Raw genomic sequence first — 16,837 nt, forward strand, 5'->3', positions numbered from 1 at the left:
TGACTCACAATGAGCATCCTCTCTTACGGACACAAGATCCGCATTAATCGGGTGTCCACTAAACGAGGGTAACCTCACAGGTGGAATGACGTTGTCGAGGTGGAGATCGCGACGTTTGAGTGGGTGAATTGGTGGAATGAATCCAGACTCCACCAAAGCTTGGGGTACCGAACCCCGGTCGAGGTTGAAGTCGGGTTTTGGGAACAAGATGAGTCCTGGGAAATAATGGAAAATAAGGTAAATGCCTAGGAACAAAACCCAGTACACTTCAGACACTTCACCAAAGACTGGAAACTCATTGAACGTCTCGCCGAGAACTAACGCGGCCGAATCAGCAAGACTGACGTATCGTCCGTGCTATCAAAGAAGCAGCCCAATGAGAAGGGCTCATTGAGTGAATACCGGCAGGAAAGAAAATCGAGCAAAACAAACGGACCCAGTCGCGTAAAGCTGGGCCTTTCTTTACTCATCTACGGTTTTAGTCCTTCTTCCTGTGGGAACGCACATGCAACAAATACGCTATAGGCCCTATCAGAGGTATTAACACCAAAAAGAGCACTACCCAAACATCCGACCATTGTCTGTTAGGTTGCCTAAAAAATGCAGTCAAGCTTACGGCTAATAAGACTACAGCTGCAGTCGTGAGCAACATAAAAACGTAATCAACCGGCTGTGGTTCTAATGGAGAAATCCTATCGCTTTGCAGAGCGGCTAACTGGATCTGTGAAATTTACATCCACCCCTGATTAATCACATCGCCGTTACCATTTCCGATCACGCCCTGTGTCGCGTTTTTCATGCTCCAGCTGATCCGTCCCCACGGCGACGGTACACCATGCTTCACCTCTACAGAACAGAGAAATGTCGCATTCCCACTCGAGACATAGGCATCGCTCTTATCAGTTTTTACCTCGGAAAACGGCTGATAATTATGCACCACGTTGCACTGATGTCCAAGAATTCGTGTGGCACCCGTCCCCGGTTTCGTCTCGTACGATCCACCCACTTTAGTTTTCGTGACGCTAATCCCTGAGAACTTAAATTCGTCCGACGACTCAATATATTTCTCGCCATCACCTGCGTAATACGTCATGCTCGGCGATATCTTCAATTCTCGTGAAAAATCACCATCAGTGGCTACCGTTTCACCCTCACCATAATTAAGGTTCGGAAAGCGCTTTCCTTCAAAAAATGCTTCTAACTCTGAAAGCTTATCGGAGGGCAGTTGTTCGAACTTGCTCAAATCGGATATCGCCTGCCTATCCCCCTGCTCTGCAGCCACGCGCAGATTAGATGCGAATGCTTCAACCAAGGAAATGTTTTCTTCCGGTGCAGCTGATGCAGCTGTGCCTCCTGTAGCAACCATTCATACCCCGATGACTATTGACACCTCTTTGAACAGGCGTTTTATCTTCATGCGTCGCATATCCATCTGTCCTCGTACCGCAGTCCAACACGCTTCCCTGTAACGGTATCGAAGTCAACGGTATTCTTCAAGGGCATTCCTACTCAAGTTTCAACCAGTGAAGATAAAACATGACAATGGAATTACCCGCCCAAATTCGAATTATGGGTTAAACGAAAGAAGGGGGATGCGGACGTTTTGTTAGTGAAGTTTACTGGGTTTTGTTTCTAGGCATTTACCCTATTTTTTATTATTTCCCGAGACTCATCTTGTTCCCACAACGCGTCTTCAACCTCGACCGGTGCGCGGTATCCCAAGCTTTGATGCAGCCTTGTCTCGTTCCACCATGACACCTACTCAAACAGGGGGGCAGGTCCATCGATGAACCGAATCATTTCTTAATGTTGTGGGTCGAGTCGTGAGGCGAAAAAGCTGAGGCAGCTTTCAACAACTCATTGGTATCACGTAGCTTGTGGTTTTCACGTCGTAGCCTCGTGTTTTCGGCGGCCAAATCTTCAGGTACAGGTTCTGGGATGGTTCTCGAACGGCGAGCCGCCTGCACCCATTGCCGGGCAGTATGCCACGAGACGGACCACACGGTCCTTCGCATCCTGGGTAATTTTCTTTGGTATTCTCCAGATTTTCCCTTCTACTCAGACGGAATAAAACCTGGGGCACTTCAGGCGCTTTGTACAACGCTGCCTATTAAACTGGGGCGTTATGTCGAAGAAGAAATCACGCCCACAGCCGTTTCCTGCCCCGGAAATTACCGGAATAGTTGATGCGCACACGCACCTCACGTCGTGCCGTGGAAGTAGCATTGCGGAATTAGTTGAGCGTGCCATCGCTGGCGGTATTGGCGAGATATGTACTGTCGGAGACGATTTAGCCGAAGCAGAGCTGGCGTTGCAAGCCGCTCGTCAGCACTATAATCTGCATGCCGCGTGTGCGATCCATCCGACCAAGGCACACCAACTGGATGAGAATGCGAAAATCCGGCTGTCTGAGCTGGCCCGCGACGAAAACTGCGTGGCCATTGGTGAAACTGGTCTGGATTCTTATTGGATCGAGCATTCTCCGGAGTCAACGGCGACATTGGAACAACAGGAAGCCTCGCTGCGTTGGCATACGCAGCTTGCGCGCGAGGTAGGCAAGACGTTGATGATCCACAACCGAGAAGCAGACGCAGACCTGTTGCGCATTCTGGATGATGAACCAGCGCCACCACAAGTCATGCTGCACTGTTTTTCGTCCTCTGTCGCGATGGCGCGGGAAGCCATTGATCGTGGATGGGTATTAAGCTTTGCCGGAAATGTGACCTTCAAGCGCAATGACGAATTGCGGAAAGCAGCGTCTCTGGTGCCGAAGGGGCAGTTATTGATCGAGACTGACGCGCCGTTTATGACTCCCGAGCCTTTTCGTGGTGCACCCAACGAGCCGTCGTTGGTGGGGCATACCGCCCTGTGTGTTGCGAAGCAGCGGGGGCAGAACCCGGAAGAGTTGGCCGCGGAAGTACGTGACACCTATTACCGCGTGTACGGGCTGGCTACGGAGTCTGAGTCGTAGGTAGCGTCATGGTGCCACACACGATTGTGTGCTAAATTTCACAGTTGCTATTCGGCCAGGCTGATTGTGCCGTGAGTGGTATTGGTGACGTTTGAGTGTTAAGTGAAGTTTGTGACAGGTGAATTATGCTTGCGTTTCGCCGCCACTGCGCGCGTTATCGTATTGTTATCATAGCTACCGAGTGATAATGCTTTTTCAGTAACAAAATTGAGATCGCGTGTTCGTATCTGGCTTTAGTGCAGCTTTGTATAGCCGTTTCGGTTAGCTGTGCTGTCGTGCGGAGAAAACAGTTCGAGAATCCTAGAGATTTAGGGGAGTCCATGTCCACCAAGAAACAGATCCAGCGGATCAACTCCAATGCATCGACGCCTTTGCGCGTCGCCACTGGAGGCGTCGTTGGTGCACTGTTGGTCGGGGGTGTCGTGGGGCTTGATGCGCAGAAAGACATCGTCGTTGATGCCAATGGCGAAATGATTGAACTTTCGACCTTCGCCAGCGACGTTGAGGCAGCGCTTGCCGACGCCGATCTGGAGCTGAGTGCGCATGATGTTATTTCCCCGGCCCTGTCGGAAGGGGTGCGTGAAGGCGATACCATCACCGTACGTACCACTAAACCAGTGGCTGTTACCATCGACGGTGCGGATACCGAGCTGACTACTACCGCCAGCACCATTGATGAGCTACGCAACGAAATCGACGGTCTACACCGGAGTGCCAAATTGCTTGCGAATGGTAAGGAAGTCTCGGGTGATGATGAACTGACTACCGGAATGAAACTGGAAGCCGTGGCTCCAAAAATTATCTCGATTACCGATGGTGGTAAGACTGTCTACACCCAGCAAGCAGTACGCACTGTGGGGGAATTGTTGGATGCCCGTGATATTCACCTGGGTGAATTCGACCGGCTGCACGTGCCGGAGGATACCGCGCTAACCACCGGTATGGATGTCGTCATCGATCGGGTACATTTCGAAGACGAGCGCGTCAACGAGCCGATCGAACCGGAAGTGGTGTACCGCGATGATGCGAATATGCCAGAAGGCGATGAGCAGGTGGTAGAAGCAGGCACCATGGGTAACCGGGAAGTCACTTTGCGCAAAAAAATCGTCAATGGACATGAAGAATCCGTCGACAGAGTTGATGAGCACGAAACTTCCCCAGCACAAAAGCGTGTCATCGCGCGCGGCACCAAGCCAGCACCGGCTACGCCATCGGCGCCGGAAGCTCCGGCTGTGGCTGGCGGATCGGTGTGGGATGAGCTCGCTGCGTGTGAATCCAACGGAAATTGGTCCATCAACACCGGCAACGGCTACCACGGTGGCTTGCAATTCAACGCCGGAACCTGGGCAGCGTATGGCGGAACTGCCTACGCGCCAACCGCGGACCTTGCTACCCGCGAACAGCAGATTGAGATTGCGAAAAAGACCCAGGCTGCCCAAGGGTGGGGAGCTTGGCCAGCATGTACTGCCAAGATGGGGCTGCGCTAACAACTGTTAAACTACCTGCATGGCAAATGATGAGGTGAGCCCCGAAAGCCCAGGCACCGTAGATTTTTTAGGCCCGGTAGAAATACGGGCCCTTGCCGATGATATTGGCATCACCCCCACGAAAAAGTTGGGGCAGAATTTCGTGCACGATGCCAATACGGTCCGCCGCATCGTCGATACCGCGAAGGTACGTGCCGACGATCACGTACTGGAAGTCGGTCCTGGTTTAGGATCACTGACCCTTGGTCTGTTAGAAGTAGCTCAGCATGTGACGGCCATTGAAATTGATGAGCGACTGGCCGCGAAATTGCCAGAAACGGTGGCAGCGCGCGCTGGTCAACGGGGGGATAGTTTTTCTTTGCTCACAGCTGATGCGTTGCGTGTGAGCCCAGAACAAGTCGCGGCCGCATCCCCGGACATTATTACTGCGCCCACGGCTCTGGTTGCTAATTTGCCGTACAACGTTGCGGTGCCGGTGTTACTGCATTTATTAGCACAATTTCCGAGCATTAGTCGCGTACTGGTGATGGTGCAAGCAGAGGTTGCAGACCGATTAGCTGCCGAACCTGGCAGTAAAATTTATGGTGTACCCAGCGTGAAAGCCAGTTTTTACGGTACGGTTACTCGCGTCGGCACCATCGCGGAACATGTTTTCTGGCCCGCGCCGACGATTAAATCTGGGTTGGTGCGCATCGAGCGTTTTCCAGATGGTCTCAGCCCGTGGCCAATTAGCGACGACACGCGCCGAGAGGTCTTTCCTATTGTCGATGCGGCTTTTGCACAGCGCAGGAAGACGCTACGCGCCGCATTGTCCAAGCATTATGGTTCGGCAACCCAGGCAGAACAAGCATTGCGGGCAGTCGATATCGACCCTGGTTTACGGGGCGAAAAACTCAGTGTTGCCGATTACGTTCGCCTCGCATTGGGTGAATAAGACCGAGACCACGACGAATACGGCAAGGCATAAACGATGGCAGACGAATTTTTCACACCAACAAGCCCTAATAAATCGTGTACCGCGCGGGCATTTGCCAAGGTGAATCTGCACTTGGCCGTAGGTCCGGCGCGCCCTGATGGATTTCATGAGCTAGTGACTATTTTCCAGTCGCTGGATTTAGCCGACACGGTACGGATAACTTGTGCCGAGACAGAGTCGGATTCTGCCTGCACCTCTGATGATTCTGGGCTCCAGGAGTCTAACCGAGGCTATTTTGTTGCTCACGATTCTCCAATCCACGACACCTTTGTGCAAGGACTGACAGTGACCGGGCAGGACAGTGAATCGGTGCCCACGGATGCGAGCAATCTGGCCTGGCAAGCTGTCGATGCGGTTGCGGCAGCGCTACGCGCAGAACACACGAAGGAATTGACGCTGCCGCAGGTAACGATCGCGATCAACAAAAATATCCCGGTGGCAGGGGGCATGGCTGGCGGCTCCGCGGACGCGGCAGCTGCCTTGCGTGCCGCGAATGCCTTGTTTTCTAGTTATGCAGGGGTAGCCGCATTAGATGAGCAGGTAATGCAGAAGCTTGCTGCACAGCTCGGCTCGGATGTTCCTTTTTGTCTACATGGGCATACCGCACTTGGTCAGGGAAGGGGAGAAAAACTCCATGCAGTTCCCACAACCGGTGTTTATCACTGGGCACTGGTGGCCAATGCACAAGGCTTGTCGACGCCGCACGTCTTCTCCGCATTTGATGAACTGTCTGACGGCTTGAGAAAGACGGACCCCAGCCCCGAAGAGACTGCAGCGCTGGAGGCTGCTCTACAAGCTGGTAATACGCAGCAGGTAGCCGCTTTGTTGCGTAATGATCTACAAGCGACAGCTCTGCAGATTCGTCCGGATTTACGAAAGCTTGTGCAGGCCGGATATCAGGCCGGTGCACTCGCAGGAATCGTGTCAGGTTCCGGACCTACCTGTGCGTTTCTGTGCGCTGACGAACAAGCCGCACGCCAGGTGGCTGCGGAAGTAGAAAAGAAAATAGCCGGTACTCGTGGCCTTATTGCCTCGAGCCCGGCTGCTCGCGCGGAGCTTGTAGAAAGCTAAGCTTTTCGGAAAAACTTACAAGCTTCCTACGGCTTTCTGCATGGCGGGGTGACTACGTTGCCGTTACTTCGCAACGCCCATTTCCACCGGCTCGAAGTCCAGCTCGGTGCGGGTCAGCACTTCGCCTTCCTTCAGGTCGACCATCAGGAATTCCTTGTTTTCTGCGTCGGTGACGTAAGCGATATCGCCATCGACCTTCAGAATCGGGCCAGGTTCTTGCCACTCATCCTTTTCTTTCCATGGTTCGATAACTTCGATGCGGTCGGTGACTTCGCCGGATTCGACGTCGATGATGTTCAAATAGCCGTCGTAGGTCAGCACCACGCCGTCGCCGTCACCGGTGCGGCCTAGGGAACGGAACCAGTAGGAATCCTCGAGGTCCACCTTCTTCATGGAGTAGTCGGTGGTATCAATCAGAACGACGGAGGTTGGGCGTTCAAGATCTGCGTCTTCGTCGGTCTTGTTGTCGCCTAGAACAATGGGGGAATCTTCGCTACCGGCCAGGTTTCCGGAACGCTGGTAGCCGTCTTTGGCGATATCGCCGGCATCAACCTTGTGGAATTCTTCGTCTTCTACATCGAAAATGACTGGACCGTTGGTGCAGCCGAAAGCGACGTTGCCGCCTTGCGCGACCGCTTCGCCGTGAATGCCTGGGCAATCGTCGGTGGAGGCCAATACTTCGTTGTCCATGCTGCGGTATTCGATGCGGTGACGCTCGTCTTCGGTGCCGACGGTGGTCAGGTAGCTACCGTCTTCGAAGGGAACTGCCACACCGTGGTGCGGATCGCCGGATTCGGCAGTCACAATGTGTGCAGGGCGCATGGTGTCCGTGCCATCTTGGAGTTCGTCGTTGTCGAAGATGGTGATGTCACCAGTGCCATCGTCGAAAAGCGCAGTCTTGCCGTCGTGCTGGACGACGTGGCCAGGCTTATCAGCTGGCAGGATGTTGTCGGTGAGCTCAGGCGACTTCTCGTAGTAGTGGTTGTGATCTCCGTGTGGCTGGGTCACAGCACCGGTGTCGAAGATGGTGAAGCCGTCTTTTCCGGAAACATACAGGTGGCGGGTGTTGCCAGCAGGGTTGAGGCGGTGGAATCCGGAGATTTCTTCTTCGTCGACAATGTCGCCGGTGGATGGGTCGATCGTCGTCAAGCCTTTGTCGTGGGAGAGTACGACGCGTTGCGGTAGAGAAGAGACCTCGGTCAGATCCGCATCATCAGCGTTGGGGCCATCGTGATCGTGGCCTTCGTGGTCGTGATTATGAGCCTCTGAGGTGGAGGTGGTTTCCTGGGCACTGGTGGCGTCTTCATCTGGGCTGGAGCAAGCAGCAAGCGCGAAAGAGGTTGCTACTGCCATCGTGACTGTGGAAAATATACGGCGTTTCATAGAATTCACAGTAATGAAAATGAATTCAACGTGCAAAAAGTCTTAGCTGATTAACCTCGTATCTTAACCTCGTATCTTTTTAGGTGCGGCCAGAAAGTGTTGCGAGTTAAGCATCGTGCACTGGTTACCCCCAGTCGCGCATGGCTGTCCTTAGCGGCTGATAGTCAGGGTGCTTTAAAATGGAATCACTATGGTGAACCTGTTAAACGCAGAGAATATCTCGCAATCTTTCGGCCTGAAAACCCTCCTTGATGGTGTATCGCTGGGTGTGCAATCGGGGCAGCGCATTGGAGTCGTCGGCGTGAATGGTGGCGGTAAAACGACGTTGTTGGAGGTGCTGACAGGCTTAGTAGAACCTGATAGTGGCCGGGTGGCGCGAAATTCAGATCTTCGGATGGCCGTAGTCACCCAGCGTGCAGAGCTCGACCCTGCAGCAACGATTGGGCGCACAGTGGTGGAACCGCTAGGCCTCGATACCTTCGAATGGGCCTCGAACGCGAAAGTACGCGATGTATTGGGTGGCCTAGGCGTCGCGCAATTAGGGTTGGATACACCGGTTGGCCAACTCTCGGGAGGAGAGAAGCGGCGGGTGAATTTGGCGGCCGCTCTCGTGCAAGACCTCGATTTGGTCGTACTTGACGAGCCCACTAACCATCTAGATGTGGAAGGCGTGCAGTGGCTGGCTGATCACCTCTTGCGTCGCAAAGTCGCGGTGCTCGTGGTGACCCACGACCGCTGGTTTTTAGACACGGTTGCTCAATTGACCTGGGAGGTTCACGATGGCCAGGTGGATGTCTACGACGGTGGCTATAATGACTGGATTTTTGCCCGGGCAGAGCGCCAGCGGCAAGCAGAAGCAGCCGAACAACGCCGACAGAATTTGGCGCGCAAGGAATTGGCGTGGTTGCGTCGTGGCGCGCCAGCCCGGACGTCGAAACCGAAATACCGGATCGCGGCTGCTGAGGCATTAATTAAAGACGTTCCGCCGGTGCGCAATAGCGTCGAGCTGATGTCGTTTTCCAAACAGCGGTTGGGCCGCAAGGTTATCGAGCTGGAAAATGCGCGCTTAGAAACCCCTGACGGGCAGGTGCTTGTCGACGATCTCACGTGGCGCTTAGCCCCTGGTGAGCGCGTGGGACTGGTCGGGGTTAACGGTTCTGGTAAGACGACGCTGCTGCGCGCTTTGGCAGGCGATCACGAACTCGCTTCCGGCAAACGCATTGAAGGCCAAACCGTGCGTGTGGGCTGGTTACGTCAGGAACTCGATGATCTCGACCCGCAGCGGCGACTGCTGGATGCGGTAGAAGATGTGGCCACCTATGTGCACCTGGGCACAAAGGAGCTATCTGCTTCGCAGTTGGCGGAACGTCTTGGTTTTAGTCCGAAACGCCAGCGCACCCCGGTCGGTGATCTGTCTGGTGGCGAGCGTCGACGCCTCCAATTAACCCGGGTGTTGATGAGTGAGCCCAATGTTTTGCTTCTCGACGAGCCCACCAACGACCTTGATATTGATACGTTGCAAGAATTGGAATCTTTGCTCGACGAGTGGCCTGGCACTCTGGTGGTGGTCTCGCATGACCGCTATTTGATCGAGCGTATTACCGATGCTGCCTACGCCTTGTTTGGCGATGGTAATTTGCAACATCTTCCGGGCGGAATTGAGCAATACCTGCAGGTGCGCGCTGCTTCTGCAGGTGATGCACCGCGCGGAGCACTGGATTTGGGGCCGAATAGGTCAGATGAAATCCCAGGGGGCGGTGGTAGCGGTACCAGTTCGGCGGCATCGCCCGGCAAACCCGAAATTTCTGCGCAGCAAGAACGTGAGATCACCAAGGCTATGCGTGCACTGGAGCGCAAGATGGATAAGTTGGAAAAGTCGGAAGCACAGCTCGATGAGAAAATGGCGACGGCTGCTGAAAACGTCGACACGCAGCGGTTGACGGAGCTCAATGAAGAGAAATCTGAGGTGGCAAGGTGCCGGGAAGAACTCGAAGCCGAGTGGTTGGAGCTGGCCGATACGCTGGATGCGCATTAATTGCCGCGCCGACGTGTCGTTGATTCTGGGAAGTCTGGCCAACACGCTGGGCTAAAGGTGCGGTTTTGCCTGAAGGGTATGTCACCATGAAGGCATGACTTTCTCACGTAAATTCTTCACCGCGCTCGCAGCAAGCACAGTAATCGGCGCGGGAATTCCTGCGGCGGCGTCGGCGCAGCCTGTTTCTTTTGCTTTGCCCATGCCGCAAGAATTGACGGCTGGGTCCTCGGCTGCCAGCGCTGGCGTAGCGTCCTGGAGTTTGGAACAGGCTACGAAGTTGCACTTGCTGGCTATGGGGCACCACAGCAATGAAGAAGCCCAGCGCATTGCCCAGGACTGGGCTAATCAGGCTGCGCGCGGGGAAGTGGAATTCCACGCCAATGTTGGCCGTGGCAATACTGCTCATGACCGCGGGACGGGCAATATCTACCGGCTCGCTCCGCATGAGGCTGCGCAGCGTATTGCTAGGTTGCTAAGCCCTACGAATCGCACTGATGATGGCAAGGGATATGGTGTTTCGGGCGTTGATGCGCACGGCAACGTGTACTTGGCGGAATTTTTCTTGCACTAAATGTGCGTAGTCACACGCTAACGCTGTGTACACATCAACTAAATGAAGCGTATAATCGAAAATATGATCTTGATTAACGTTTCTTACCAAGTAAAGCCAGAGCACGCCGAAAACTTCCTGGAAGAGGTGTCCTGGTTCACGGAAGCTACCCAGGCGGAAGAAAAGAACCTGTTCTTTGATTGGTACCGCGACCCGAAAGATGCCAACCACTTCATGCTGGTAGAAGGCTTCACCGATGATGGTGCGGAAGCCCACGTCACCTCTGAGCACTTCCAGCGTGCAACCGAGGAGATGCCAAAGTACTTGGTTGAAACCCCGAAGATCATCAACACCCTGATCGAGGGTAAGACCGAGTGGGACGAAATGGCTGAATTCCAGGTCAAGTAGTTCCATATTAAATTGTCGTAGTGTAGCTTTCACGCTACGTGCTGTACCCGAGGGCTGTAGTACTAATCCTGGCTCCGTAGAGGAGAGGGGGTGCTATAGCCCTCACTTCATTGTGTTAACTGTGCCACAATGGGGCTATGACTAATGGTGCTATGGCTAATGGTGCAATGACTGATACACAGGATAAACAAGTAATTACTTCTGTTCGTAATGGAACGGGAATTCTTGAACTCAACCGCCCGAAGGCGCTGAATTCCCTGAATTTGGAGATGGTGGAGATTATTCACCAGGCGCTGAATGCATGGGCGAAAGATGATTCTGTTATACAAGTATTGATTTATTCCAATAACCCGAAGGGCTTTTGTGCCGGTGGTGATGTACGCGCGGCACGTGAACAAGGTCTCGCGGGCAATAAGGCCGGCGTCGACGAGTTCTTCCGCAAAGAATATGCGCTTAACGACGCCATCGATAAGTTCCCGAAGCCGTTCATTGCACTCATGGATGGGGTGGTCATGGGCGGTGGTACCGGGATTAGTGCTTTTGGCTCGCACCGTGTGGTGACCGATAAAACTTTTGTTTCTATGCCAGAGATGCTCATTGGGTTTATCACCGACGTCGGTATGACGTATTTCTTCCAGCGCATGGTTGGTTCTCGGGGCAAGGCATCTCGTGCCTTGGCGTTGTACCTGGCGACGACCGCCTACCGGATGAAGGCCGCGGATCTGCTCTGGACCGGCTATGCCACCCACCAGATTGCCTCCGATGATGCCGACGCTTTCCGCGAAGCAGTTATCGAATCCGGATACGCGGCTGCGGTGGAAAAATATGCGAACACGAACCCGGATACCGCGCCGTTGGCCTCGCAGATTGAGACTATCGAGGAAGTTTTTGCGCAGGATTCCTGGGCTGATGTCGTCACCGCTGTGGAACAATGCGAAGATCAGGAATTCGTCACTGGCGTGAATGACACCTTGAAACATGCATCGCCGACCTCGCTGGTGGCAGCTGCGGAAATTTTCCGGGCGAATGCACAGGTTGATTCACTTGCCGACGCCTTGGATAACGAATACCGAGTTGGTGAATACTTGCGCGGCCGTCCGGATTTCGACGAGGGCGTGCGCTGCGTGCTGGTCGATAAAGACGACGAACCGCAGTTCCAGCCGGATGCGGTCTCCGAGGTTGATGTGGAGGCGATCCGTGCACTCCTCCGGTAATACCGGTCACAAAACCGACCGTCTGGAACCCCCGAAATTTCAGTTCGGCTGGTACTTAGCGTGTACAGCAGTCATTGTTGCCGCGCTGGGTTTTATTTGGATTAACTGGCATGCCGTGCCAGACCCGATGCCTACACACTTCGATGCTTCCGGGCACGCAGATGGCTTTACCAACAAATCATTTCCCGCCGCGATAGCTCATGTTGCTGTGGGCCCAGCCATCGCCACGGTAGTGGGTGCGGGCGCTGGCGGGATTTTGGTGGGAATTGCAGGCCAGACCAAAAATGGCTTGCAAGACAAACCCGAACGTTCGATTAATCGGCAGCGTTTACTGGCGCAGCTGATGCAGCCGATGCTAGGAAAGTTTAGTTTCGCGCTCGTGGTGGTGTTGGTGGTCAGCATTACCGCCGGATTGTTTCAGTTTCCTGTTGTGGGCACCGGGGCAGTCAGCCTGTGGTTGCTTATCGGTGCGATTCTCGCAGTCGCTTTCGGCATTGTCGTGGGTAGCGCGCGGATCATGCAGAAATTAGATGAGCGCTATCCACCGGACGATCCCCGAGATAAGCTCAAATATGGAATGTTTTATCACAACCCGGATAACCCGAGGCTATGGGTAGAGCTGGAACCGGGGATGAATGTCACCGTGAATTTTGCGCACCGCACTGCCTGGTGGATCGCCGGAATCTTTATTCCAGCCATCCTTGCGGTGGTGGCGCTGCCAATAGTTGTGGCCTAGCCCCTGAATTTTGCTACAGGAACTAGGCCACGTGGAACTCGTGTTCGTGTACCACTGCGCTGTTTCCGCGCTTGAGCACACCAGGACGAATCGGTGAATTGTTAAGCGTTTTTCGCTTTGAACTCACGACGACGAGCGTGCAAGATCGGCTCAGTGTATCCGGATGGGGACTCGGTGCCCTTGAAAATTAGGTCGCGAGCTGCCTGGAATGCCACCGAATCGTCGAAGTTCGGAGCCATATTGCGGTAGGCGTCGTCGCCAGCGTTTTGCTTGTCGACGACCTCTGCCATCTTCTGCAGCTCCTGCTCGACGAAGTCCTTGCTGACGACGTCGTGCTCAATCCAGTTAGCCAGCAGTTGTGAGGAAATACGCAGGGTAGCGCGGTCCTCCATCAGGGAGACGTCGTAAAGATCTGGGACCTTGGAACAACCGACACCCTGTTCTACCCAGCGGACCACGTAGCCCAGGATGGACTGACAGTTGTTGTCGACTTCTTCCTTCTTCACCTCGTCGGACCAGTCTGGGTTTTCGGCAACCGGGACGGTCAACAGGTTGTGGAAGTTGTCGCGCTCGCCGGCCTTGCGGAATTCTTCCTGCACCTGCGGCACATTGACGTGGTGATAGTGAGTGGCGTGCAAAGTTGCGCCGGTAGGGGATGGCACCCAGGCGGTTGATGCACCTTCTTTCAGCTGCCCGATCTTTTTGTCCAGCATGTCTGCCATCAACTCGGTCATGGCCCACATGCCTTTACCGATTTGTGCCTTACCAGGCAGTCCCAGTGCGACACCGGTGTCGACGTTGATGTCTTCGTACGCTTGCTTCCATGGCGCGGTCTGCATATCAGCCTTGCGCACCATCGGTCCAGCTTGCATGGAGGTGTGGATCTCATCACCGGTGCGATCCAAGAAGCCGGTGTTGATGAAGGCAACGCGCTCGCTGACCGCGGTGATCGCAGCAGCCAGGTTGGCCGAGGTGCGACGTTCTTCGTCCATCACGCCAACCTTCAGGGTGTTTTTCTCTAGGCCCAGTAGCTCTTCCACCGAAGCGAACAACTGGTTGGTGAACGCTACTTCGGCAGAACCGTGCTGCTTTGGCTTCACGATGTAGATTGAGCCCGCGCGGGAGTTCTTCCGAGGGTTATCCGATTGCAATCCTGGGATAGCGCAGGCGCTGGTCAAAACAGCGTCCATGATGCCTTCGAAGACTTCTTCGCCGTCGACCAGGATGGCTGGGTTGGTCATCAGGTGACCGACGTTGCGCACCAGCAACAGAGCGCGACCGTGTAGGGTCTGTTCGGTGCCGGAAAGGTCCGTGTAAGTGCGGTCGTCGTTGAGCTTACGGGTGATGGTCTTGCCGCCTTTTTCCAGCTCTTCTTTCAGCTCACCGGTGTTCAGACCGAACCAGTTGTAGTAGCCCAGGGTTTTGTCTTCACCGTCGACGGCGGCAACGGAGTCTTCGAAGTCCACGATGGTGGAGGTGGCTGATTCTAGAATGACGTCCGAAACCCCGGCCTTATCGGTCTTGCCGACGGGGTGTTCTGGGTTGATCTGGATCAGGATGTGCAGGCCGTTGTTGCGCAGCACCACCTCGGATGGTGCGGATTTCTCGCCATTGAAACCGACGAGCTGTTCGGGATTGGCCAGGCTAGTGGTGGAGCCATTCACGGTGACTGTCAGCTTGTTGCCGTCGATGGCATAAGATTCGGCGTCGGCATGCGAACCGTTTTCCAGGGGAGCGACCTCGTCCAGGAAGTTTCGGGCCCAAGCGATGACTTTGTCCCCGCGCACCGGGTTATAGGAATCACCTGGCTCAGCGCCGCCTTCTTCCGAGATAGCGTCTGTGCCGTACAAAGCGTCGTACAGCGAACCCCAACGCGCATTAGCAGCGTTTAGTGCAAATCGTGCGTTGAGAACTGGAACGACAAGCTGTGGGCCAGCAACGTCGGCGATTTCGGAATCCAGGTTGGCGGTGGTGACGTCAGCTGGTGCTGGCTTGTCTTCCAGGTAGCCGATCTCGCGCAGATACTTCTCGTGTTCTACTGGATCTGGTTGGCCTGGGTTGGCCCGGAAGTGTTCGTCGAGGGTCTTTTGCAGTTCGTCACGGCGCGCTAATAGTTCCTTGTTGCGCGGGGTGTGGGTGCGGATGATGTCTGCAAAACCATTCCAGAATTTGTCGGCGTCGATGCCGATACGTGGCAGCACGGTGCCGTTGACGAATTCGTAGAGGGTGTTGTCGACGTTGAGGCCTGCAACCTCTGTGCGTGGGGTGGTGTCTTTGCTAGTCATAAAACTCCTTCTAATCCTCGCGGTCAGACCCTCAGGGGAGTAGGTGACCGGTGTGCGTGCGGACTCACGACGGACGGTCATTGTGCCCCGGGGCATGAGACCACAATAAGTGAATTGCCTCACTGTGTGTAATGCGGTTCTGGAATCGCGTAATTTCACCCCTGTTCGAATATCGAAAATAACTTAAGAAAACAGTCCAATCGTACTGTTTTAACAGTATGGCTGTACTGTTTAGCTCCGGCATTCATACACCACATAGGGGGTTTTTGTTCTTAGGGTGCTGTTCAGTAGGTGTTTTTATCTCGAAAACCTATGTGAATTCCGCCACTACCCCCGTTTGCTGTAGATCACACGCAATTCTTGACGTGATTGGTTTCATGACTCATTATGTGAATCAACTCATAAGCCAACGAGAAAGGGAGTTGCGATGACTACTACCGGTCAAGCACGTACCGCCGCAGAAATCCAAAAAGACTGGGATGAAAACCCTCGCTGGGCCAACGTCACCCGTGACTACACGGCAGAAAAGGTAGCCGAGCTGCAAGGCAATGTTGTCGAAGAACACACCCTGGCACGCCGTGGCTCCGAGATCCTGTGGGAAGAAGTCTCGAAGGGCGATGGACACTACATCAACGCATTAGGTGCCCTGACCGGTAACCAGGCCGTACAGCAGGTCCGTGGTGGTCTGAAGGCTGTGTACCTGTCCGGCTGGCAGGTTGCCGGTGATGCCAACTTGGCTGGCCACACCTACCCAGATCAGTCGCTGTACCCAGCGAACTCCGTTCCGCAGGTGGTTCGCCGTATCAACAACGCACTGCTGCGCGCCGACGAGATTGCTCGTGTGGAAGGCGATGACTCCATTGACAACTGGCTGGTTCCTATCGTTGCCGATGGTGAAGCCGGATTCGGTGGCGCACTGAACGTTTACGAGCTGCAGAAGGCCATGATCAACGCCGGCGCTGCAGGTACCCACTGGGAAGACCAGCTGGCTTCCGAAAAGAAGTGTGGACACCTGGGCGGTAAGGTCTTGATCCCTACCCAGCAGCACATCCGTACCCTGTCGTCTGCACGTCTGGCTGCCGACGTTGCTGGTGTTCCAACCGTCGTTATTGCACGTACCGACGCAGAAGCTGCAACTCTGATCACCTCAGACGTTGATGATCGCGACAAGCCATTCATCGAAGGCGACCGCACCGCAGAAGGCTACTACCACGTACGTCCAGGCATCGAGCCGTGTATCGCACGTGCAAAGTCCTATGCACCGTACTCTGATCTGATCTGGATGGAAACCGGTGTCCCAGACCTGGAAGCCGCGAAACAGTTCGCAGAGGCAGTCAAGGCTGAATTCCCAGACCAGAAGCTGGCATACAACTGCTCGCCATCGTTCAACTGGTCCAAGCATCTGGACGACGAGACCATCGCGAAGTTCCAGAAAGAACTGGGTGCCATGGGCTTTACCTTCCAGTTCATTACCCTGGCAGGTTTCCACTCCCTGAACTACGGCATGTTCGACCTGGCACACGGCTACGCACGCAACGGCATGACCTCGTTCGTCGAGCTGCAGAACAAGGAATTCGCTGCAGCAGAAGAGCGCGGCTTCACCGCCGTCAAGCACCAGCGTGAGGTCGGTGCTGGTTACTTCGACAACATCGCCACCACCGTCGACCCAACGTCGTCGACCACCGCACTGAAGGGTTCCACTGAGGAAGGCCAGTTCTAAT

14 protein-coding genes are annotated in these 16,837 nt (G+C 54.6%); 10 read left to right on the forward strand and 4 right to left on the reverse strand.

The features are described from left to right. Together QP888_RS11255 and QP888_RS05115 are read right to left on the reverse strand one after the other, a co-directional pair. Positions 1-276 (reverse strand): hypothetical protein (locus QP888_RS11255; protein ID WP_284812434.1); only part of this gene is annotated, 276 nt, incomplete at its 3' end. Between the two features lie 454 nt (positions 277-730). Next, positions 731-1,366, reverse strand: coding sequence for a hypothetical protein (locus QP888_RS05115; RefSeq protein ID WP_284812435.1), 636 nt, complete (start codon positions 1,364-1,366; stop codon positions 731-733). Between the two features lie 759 nt (positions 1,367-2,125). Between QP888_RS05115 and QP888_RS05120 the strand changes: the two genes are divergently transcribed. The 4 genes from QP888_RS05120 to QP888_RS05135 all read left to right on the forward strand — a co-directional run bounded on the left by QP888_RS05120 (position 2,126) and on the right by QP888_RS05135 (position 6,505). After that, positions 2,126-2,971: a TatD family hydrolase gene (locus QP888_RS05120; protein WP_284812436.1), complete on the forward strand. Its 846-nt coding sequence runs from the start codon at positions 2,126-2,128 to the stop codon at positions 2,969-2,971. 320 nt (positions 2,972-3,291) lie between these two features. Next, on the forward strand, positions 3,292-4,458 hold the full coding sequence (locus tag QP888_RS05125) for a resuscitation-promoting factor (RefSeq protein ID WP_284812437.1): 1,167 nt from the start codon (positions 3,292-3,294) through the stop codon (positions 4,456-4,458). Positions 4,459-4,477: 19 nt separating this feature from the next. Next, on the forward strand, positions 4,478-5,392 hold the full coding sequence (gene rsmA, locus QP888_RS05130) for a 16S rRNA (adenine(1518)-N(6)/adenine(1519)-N(6))-dimethyltransferase RsmA (RefSeq protein WP_284812438.1): 915 nt from the start codon (positions 4,478-4,480) through the stop codon (positions 5,390-5,392). 36 nt (positions 5,393-5,428) lie between these two features. Continuing rightward, positions 5,429-6,505, forward strand: a complete 1,077-nt coding sequence (locus tag QP888_RS05135; RefSeq protein WP_284812439.1) for a 4-(cytidine 5'-diphospho)-2-C-methyl-D-erythritol kinase — start codon at positions 5,429-5,431, stop codon at positions 6,503-6,505. A 63-nt stretch (positions 6,506-6,568) separates the two neighbouring features. Here the strand turns inward: QP888_RS05135 and QP888_RS05140 are convergent, their stop codons facing one another. After that, positions 6,569-7,888 (reverse strand): hypothetical protein, encoded by a 1,320-nt coding sequence (locus QP888_RS05140; protein ID WP_284812440.1) that lies wholly within the window; start codon positions 7,886-7,888, stop codon positions 6,569-6,571. A 190-nt stretch (positions 7,889-8,078) separates the two neighbouring features. Between QP888_RS05140 and QP888_RS05145 the strand changes: the two genes are divergently transcribed. The 5 genes from QP888_RS05145 to QP888_RS05165 all read left to right on the forward strand — a co-directional run bounded on the left by QP888_RS05145 (position 8,079) and on the right by QP888_RS05165 (position 12,831). Continuing rightward, positions 8,079-9,923, forward strand: a complete 1,845-nt coding sequence (locus QP888_RS05145) for an ABC-F family ATP-binding cassette domain-containing protein (RefSeq protein WP_284812441.1) — start codon at positions 8,079-8,081, stop codon at positions 9,921-9,923. 94 nt (positions 9,924-10,017) lie between these two features. Further along, entirely contained in the window at positions 10,018-10,494 is a 477-nt protein-coding gene (locus tag QP888_RS05150) for a hypothetical protein (protein ID WP_284812442.1), read from the forward strand. A gap of 63 nt (positions 10,495-10,557) precedes the next feature. Further along, complete coding sequence (locus tag QP888_RS05155) at positions 10,558-10,881, forward strand: putative quinol monooxygenase (protein WP_242722878.1); 324 nt, start codon at positions 10,558-10,560, stop codon at positions 10,879-10,881. Between the two features lie 167 nt (positions 10,882-11,048). Beyond that, the gene (locus QP888_RS05160) at positions 11,049-12,095 is read left to right on the forward strand and encodes an enoyl-CoA hydratase/isomerase family protein (RefSeq protein WP_284812659.1); all 1,047 of its coding nucleotides are present in this window, start codon (positions 11,049-11,051) and stop codon (positions 12,093-12,095) included. Then, positions 12,079-12,831, forward strand: coding sequence for a DUF1648 domain-containing protein (locus QP888_RS05165; protein ID WP_284812443.1), 753 nt, complete (start codon positions 12,079-12,081; stop codon positions 12,829-12,831). The genes QP888_RS05160 and QP888_RS05165 overlap by 17 nt, the downstream gene beginning before the upstream one ends. 101 nt (positions 12,832-12,932) lie before the next feature. On the opposite strand, the gene glcB is transcribed toward QP888_RS05165, so the two are convergent. After that, positions 12,933-15,116, reverse strand: coding sequence for a malate synthase G (glcB, locus tag QP888_RS05170; protein ID WP_284812444.1), 2,184 nt, complete (start codon positions 15,114-15,116; stop codon positions 12,933-12,935). A gap of 427 nt (positions 15,117-15,543) precedes the next feature. Here glcB and aceA point away from each other — a divergent pair, with 427 nt between their 5' ends. Then, positions 15,544-16,836, forward strand: a complete 1,293-nt coding sequence (gene aceA, locus QP888_RS05175) for an isocitrate lyase (RefSeq protein WP_284812445.1) — start codon at positions 15,544-15,546, stop codon at positions 16,834-16,836. Position 16,837 lies beyond the last annotated feature (1 nt).

The organism is Corynebacterium sp. MSK297, from assembly GCF_030232885.1.
In the GTDB taxonomy this organism is placed as follows: Bacteria; Actinomycetota; Actinomycetes; order Mycobacteriales; family Mycobacteriaceae; genus Corynebacterium.

Excerpts from the sequence above, each read along its gene's own strand:
- glcB (WP_284812444.1), bottom strand. The coding sequence starts at position 15,116 with ATGACTAGCAAAGACACCACCCCACGCACAGAGGTTGCAGGCCTCAAC.
- QP888_RS05125 (WP_284812437.1), top strand. The coding sequence starts at position 3,292 with ATGTCCACCAAGAAACAGATCCAGCGGATCAACTCCAATGCATCGACG.
- QP888_RS05155 (WP_242722878.1), top strand. The coding sequence starts at position 10,558 with ATGATCTTGATTAACGTTTCTTACCAAGTAAAGCCAGAGCACGCCGAA.
- QP888_RS05140 (WP_284812440.1), bottom strand. The coding sequence starts at position 7,888 with ATGAAACGCCGTATATTTTCCACAGTCACGATGGCAGTAGCAACCTCT.
- QP888_RS05120 (WP_284812436.1), top strand. The coding sequence starts at position 2,126 with ATGTCGAAGAAGAAATCACGCCCACAGCCGTTTCCTGCCCCGGAAATT.
- QP888_RS05115 (WP_284812435.1), bottom strand. The coding sequence starts at position 1,366 with ATGGTTGCTACAGGAGGCACAGCTGCATCAGCTGCACCGGAAGAAAAC.
- aceA (WP_284812445.1), top strand. The coding sequence starts at position 15,544 with ATGACTACTACCGGTCAAGCACGTACCGCCGCAGAAATCCAAAAAGAC.
- QP888_RS05135 (WP_284812439.1), top strand. The coding sequence starts at position 5,429 with ATGGCAGACGAATTTTTCACACCAACAAGCCCTAATAAATCGTGTACC.
- QP888_RS05145 (WP_284812441.1), top strand. The coding sequence starts at position 8,079 with ATGGTGAACCTGTTAAACGCAGAGAATATCTCGCAATCTTTCGGCCTG.
- QP888_RS05160 (WP_284812659.1), top strand. The coding sequence starts at position 11,049 with ATGACTGATACACAGGATAAACAAGTAATTACTTCTGTTCGTAATGGA.
- rsmA (WP_284812438.1), top strand. The coding sequence starts at position 4,478 with ATGGCAAATGATGAGGTGAGCCCCGAAAGCCCAGGCACCGTAGATTTT.
- QP888_RS05150 (WP_284812442.1), top strand. The coding sequence starts at position 10,018 with ATGACTTTCTCACGTAAATTCTTCACCGCGCTCGCAGCAAGCACAGTA.